We start from the raw sequence: 5374 nt of genomic DNA on the forward strand, positions 1-5374 counted from the left end.
CCGGCCTCAACGCGCACTTCGCGAAGCACCGGTTCGGCAACGCCACCCTGGACGACCTGCTGGGCAGCCTGTCCGCCGCCAGCGGGCGGGACCTGCCCTGCGGGCCAAGCCCGGCACGGCGTTCGGCGCCCTCGTCGACGCGGTCACCGCGACCGCCGCACCGTCGCACACGCTCGCCGCCGTGGTGCTCCCCGGCGGCCGGGGCGTCGCGCCGCTGCTGCGGGTCGGCGCGACGGACAACCACGTGGAGGCGCTGGTCAAGGTGGTACGCGACGTCGCCCGCCGGTGCGGCGCACCGGCCCGCCCGGTGGACGGCGAGCACGCACCGGGCGTCTACGCCACCGCACCGGTCGGCACCACCCTGGGCGGCTGACGCCGACGGGGTCAGGGGCGGAGGTTCACGATCCAGTCGTAGAGGCCGACCACCCACACGGCCAGCGGGACCAGCGCGATGATCAGCAGGATCTCCACGATGTCCAGCAACCGGCCCCACACCGGGGAGATCCGCTTGCCCGCCACGGTCAGCCCGTAGACCAGGCTGACCACGGCCACGAGCAGCAGCCCACCGACGATGGCGCCGAGGCGGACGACCGTCGAGCCGCCGGCGAACGTGGCGGCGGCGGTGAGACCGAGCCCGGCGGTGCCGGTGAACAGCACCGGGGTGCGCTGGGCCCGGCCGAGGAACGGACGGGCCCGCAGCAGCGACAGCAGCGCCAGCACGAGGCACAGCAGCACCGCCGCGAGCCGCCCGTCGAGCGCGAGCACCACCTGGGCGCCGAACACCAGCAGCGACACCGTCCACAACAGACCGGTGAGGAACTCGTCGGCGCGCTCGCTGAGCTGGAGCACCCGTCGGCCGTCCACCGACTCGGTGTCCGTCTTCAGGTCGTCCGGGCCGGTGGGGATGGACGGCACGGGCAGCCGGGCCAGCCGGTAGGCGGCCATCGGCAGGGCCGGCACGGCACCGAAGGCCACCGCCGCCACCACCGCCGCGGCGGCCGGGGCGTCGATCCCGAACGCGATGGACAGCAGGGCACCGAAGCCGGTCGCGCCACCCACCGCCACCGCGCAGAAGAAGAGCGGCAGGCGGTCGCCGACGGCCAGGGCCGACACCGCCCCGGCGACCACCACCGCCGTGGCGGCCAGCAGCACGTGCGGGGCGGCCAATCCGGTCAGCTCCCGGTCGCCGGCGAGCAGCAGCAGGCCACCGACCCCCGCGTACGCCAGACCCGCCAGACCCAGCACGGAGCCGGTGGCGCTGTCACCGGCGGCCCGGGACAGCACCGCCGCGCCGACCACCAGCGCGACCGCGATGAGCAGGGCGGCCAGCGCGGCGGGCAGCTGCGGCGGCCCGGCGAACAGCGCGGCCAGCGCGCCGGCACCCAACGCCACCGCGGCGAGGAGGACCGCGAAGGAGCGGGTGGTGGCGACCTGCCAGGCGCCCGGACGCTGGTTGGTGGCGGTGGCCACGGCGTCGACCACGTCGTCGAAGACGATCTCCGGTGCCGTCGCGGCCCGGGGCTGGAAGTGGAGCACCTCGCCGTCGCGGACGCCGAGCTGCGCGGCGGTGAGACCACCGTCCAGGGGCGCGCCACCGAGCCGGGCCAGGCTCCACCCGCCGTGCCGCACGCCGTCGTCAGCCAGGTCCTCCCCGGCGTAGCGCAGCAGCGCGGGCAGCAGGTCCGCGAGCGGCACGTCGGACGGCAGCGCGAGATCCATCCGGGTACGCGGGGCCACGATGGTGATCCGGCTCAGCCCACCGGTCGCCGTCTTCGTCGCCACAGTGGCCTCCTCGCCTCTACCCGATCGCCCCCGTCGGTGGACGCCCGGTCGGACCCTGACGCCCACGGGAGATTACCTACGATGGCGAGCACGTACGATGCCCACCCGACGACAGCGGTCGCCGGCAAAACTCCATCACGGCCGCCTAACGGGGAGGAGAAGCCGTGAGCACGGTGGTGTTCCGCCGCCCTCCACGCCAGTCGGGGCCCGCGTTGCCCCGAGGTGAGCTGCTGCTGGAGTCGCCGCCCGAGCTGCCCGAGCCGACGCCGCGCGGCATGGGGCAGCTGCTGATGATCCTGCCGATGGTGTGCGGGGTCGGCGCGATGGCGTTCCTCTACGCCGGCCGGGGCGGCGGCATGATGACGTACGTCGCCGGTGGCCTGTTCGGTGTCTCGATGCTCGGGATGGCGGTCGGCACGCTCTTCAACGGCAACAACGACAAAGCGGAACTGAACGCCGACCGCCGGGACTACATGCGGTACCTCGCGCAGATGCGCAAGCGCACCCGGCGCGCGGCGGAGCAGCAGCGCGCGGCGATGGCCTGGCGACACCCCGAGCCGGACGCGCTGTGGTCGATCGCCGCGTCCCGCCGGCTGTGGGAGCGCCGGGTCACCGAGGACGACTTCGGCGAGACCCGGATCGCAACCGGCCCGCAGCGCCTCGCCGTCGAGATCGTCCCCCCGGAGACGAAGCCGGTCGAGGACCTGGAGCCGATGAGCGCCATCGCGCTGCGGCGCTTCGTCCGCGCCCACTCGACCGTGCCGGAACTGCCGACCGCCCTGTCGGTGCGGGCGTTCAGCCGGGTGGTGCTGCGGGGCGACCGGAAGCCCGTGCTCGACCTGGTCCGGGCCGCGCTCGGCCAGCTCGCCACCTTCCACGCCCCGGACGACCTGGTGGTCGCCGTGGTCGCCGCGCCGGACCGGCAGGCGGCCTGGGAATGGGTCAAGTGGCTGCCGCACGCGCACCACCCCGGTCGTGCCGACGCGGCGGGTCCCCGGCGGCTGGTCTTCGCCAGCCTCACCGAGGCCGAGGACGCGCTCGCCGGCGAACTGGCCGGGCGGCCCCGCTTCGCTCCCGAGGCGAAGCCGCTGACCACCGCCGCGCACCTGGTCGTCGTCGTCGACGGCGGTGAGGTGGCGGCCACCTGCCAGCTGATGGGCCAGGGCCTGCTCGGCGCCACCGTCGTCGACCTCTCCGGCACCGTGCCCCGCGACGCCGGCCGTTGGCTGCTCTGCCTCGACGTGGGCGACGGCACCTCGCTCGACCTGGTCCGGGGCACCTCGTCGTCCACATTGGGCACCCCCGACCGGCTCAGCGAGGCCGCAGCCGAGGGACTGGCCCGGCAGCTCGCGCCGTTCCGCCTCTCCCAGCAGCAGGCCACCGCCGAGGAGCCGCTGGCCCGCAGCACCGAGCTGCCCGACCTGCTCGGTGTCGGCGACGCCGCCACGGTCGACGTACGCCAGACCTGGCGGCCCCGCAGCCACCGCGACCGGCTGCGCATCCCGCTCGGCGTCGGGCCGGACGGCAACGTGGTCGAGCTGGACTTCAAGGAGTCCGCGCACGAGGGCATGGGCCCGCACGGCCTGGTGATCGGCGCGACCGGTTCCGGCAAGAGCGAGCTGCTGCGGACCATCGTCGGCGCGCTGGCGGTCACGCACTCCTCGGAGGAGCTCAACTTCGTCCTGGTCGACTTCAAGGGCGGTGCCACGTTCGCCTCGCTGGAGGCGTTGCCGCACACCAGCGCGGTGATCACCAACCTCGCCGACGAGCTGCCGCTGGTGGACCGCATGCGCGACGCGCTCGCCGGTGAGATGACCCGTCGGCAGGAGGTCCTGCGGGCCGCCGGCAACTACGTCTCCCGGTTCGACTACGAGAAGGCCCGGGCCGCCGGCGAGCAGCTGGAGCCGATGCCCAGCCTGCTCATCATCTGCGACGAGTTCAGCGAGCTGCTGGCCGCCAAGCCCGACTTCATCGACCTGTTCGTCATGATCGGCCGGCTCGGCCGCTCGCTCGGGGTGCACCTCCTACTGGCCAGCCAGCGTCTGGAGGAGGGAAAGCTGCGCGGCCTGGACACGCACCTGTCGTACCGGATCGGCCTGCGGACCTTCTCCGCCGTCGAGAGCCGGATCGTGCTCGGCGTGCCCGACGCGTACGAGCTGCCGAACGCGCCGGGCCACGGGTACCTGAAGACCGACACGAGCACCATGCTGCGGTTCCGCGCCGCCTACGTGTCCGGGCCGTACCGGGCGCCGGGGCAGGTCGCCGCGACCTCCCAGGCGGCTGTGCAGCGCCGGATCGTGCCGTACGGCGTGAACGTCGTCCCGGTGCAGGACCCGCAGCTGCCGGTGACCGCGGTGCCGGAGCCGGCGCAGGCGGCCGAGGGTCGGACCGTGGCGATGCTGGACGTGCTGATCGACCGGCTCAAGGGGCAGGGGCGGCCGGCGCACCAGGTGTGGCTGCCACCGCTGTCCGAGCCGCCGGGCCTGTCGGACCTGCTGCCCCCGCTGAGCGTGCACCCGTCGTTCGGCCTGTGCACCGCCAACTGGCCGGGCCGTGGGCAGCTCGCCGTGCCGGTGGGGGTGGTGGACCGCCCGTACGAGCAGCGCCGCGACGCGATGCTGGTGGAGCTGGGCGGGGCGGGCGGCAACGTGGTGATCGTCGGCGCGTCGCTGAGCGGCAAGAGCACGATGCTCCGCTCGCTGCTGGCCTCGCTCGCCCTCACCCACACCCCGCGCGAGGTGCAGTTCTTCTGCCTCGACTTCGGTGGCGGGGCGCTGCGCAGCCTGGACGGTCTGCCGCACACCGCCGGCGTGGCCGGCCGCCGGGACACCGAGGCGGTCCGGCGTACGGTGGCCGAGGTGGTGGCCGTCCTCGACGACCGCGAGACGCGGTTCGCCCAGCACGGCATCGACTCGGTGGCGAGCTACCGCCGCCGCCGGGCGGCCGGTGAGTTCGCCGACGACCCGTTCGGCGACGTCTTCCTGGTGGTGGACGGGTGGAACACCCTGCGCCAGGAGTACGAGGAGCTGGAGCAGACCATCACCAACCTGGCCAACCGGGGGCTGGGCTTCGGGGTGCACGTGGTGGTGACCGCCGTGCGGTGGGCGGAGATCCGGATCAACATGCGGGACCTGCTCGGCACGAAGCTGGAGCTGCGCCTGGGCGACCCGAACGAGTCGGAGATCGACCGGCGGGCGGCGGCGAACGTGCCGACCGGTTCGCCCGGTCGTGGTCTGACCCGCGACAAGCTGCACTTCCTCACCGCGATCTCGCGGATCGACGGCCGGCGGGACATCGAGGACCTGACCGAGGCGTCGGTCGCCCTGGCGAAGCATGTCGCGACCGCCTGGCCCGGCCGGCCGGCCCCGAAGGTACGCCTGCTGCCCCGTCGGCTGCCCGTCCCCGAGCTGGCCCGGATCATCGACCGCTCGGCGCCGGGCGTGCCGATCGGCGTCAACGAGGCGGCCCTCGCCCCGGTCTACCTCGACCTGGCCAACGAGCCGCACCTGACCGTCTTCGGCGACGCCGAGTGCGGCAAGACCAACGTGCTGCGGCTGATCGCGCGGGGGATCACCGAGCGGTACACGCCGGC

At 74.3% G+C, this 5374-nt stretch carries 2 protein-coding genes and 1 pseudogene; 2 read left to right on the forward strand and 1 reads right to left on the reverse strand.

The annotated features are described in order from the left end of the window. Positions 1-373 (forward strand): annotated as a pseudogene (locus AB0I76_RS21545) (hypothetical protein); the annotation flags it as partial. An 11-nt stretch (positions 374-384) separates the two neighbouring features. Here AB0I76_RS21545 and eccD read toward each other — a convergent pair. Further along, positions 385-1782 (reverse strand): type VII secretion integral membrane protein EccD, encoded by a 1398-nt coding sequence (eccD, locus tag AB0I76_RS21550; protein WP_357038234.1) that lies wholly within the window; start codon positions 1780-1782, stop codon positions 385-387. Positions 1783-1946: 164 nt separating this feature from the next. Here eccD and eccCa point away from each other — a divergent pair. Then, positions 1947-5374, forward strand: a 3428-nt coding sequence (gene eccCa / locus AB0I76_RS21555) for a type VII secretion protein EccCa (RefSeq protein ID WP_357038237.1), incomplete at its 3' end; no start/stop codon positions are given.

This window comes from Micromonospora sp. NPDC049799, from assembly GCF_040656655.1.
Classification (GTDB): Bacteria; Actinomycetota; Actinomycetes; order Mycobacteriales; family Micromonosporaceae; genus Micromonospora.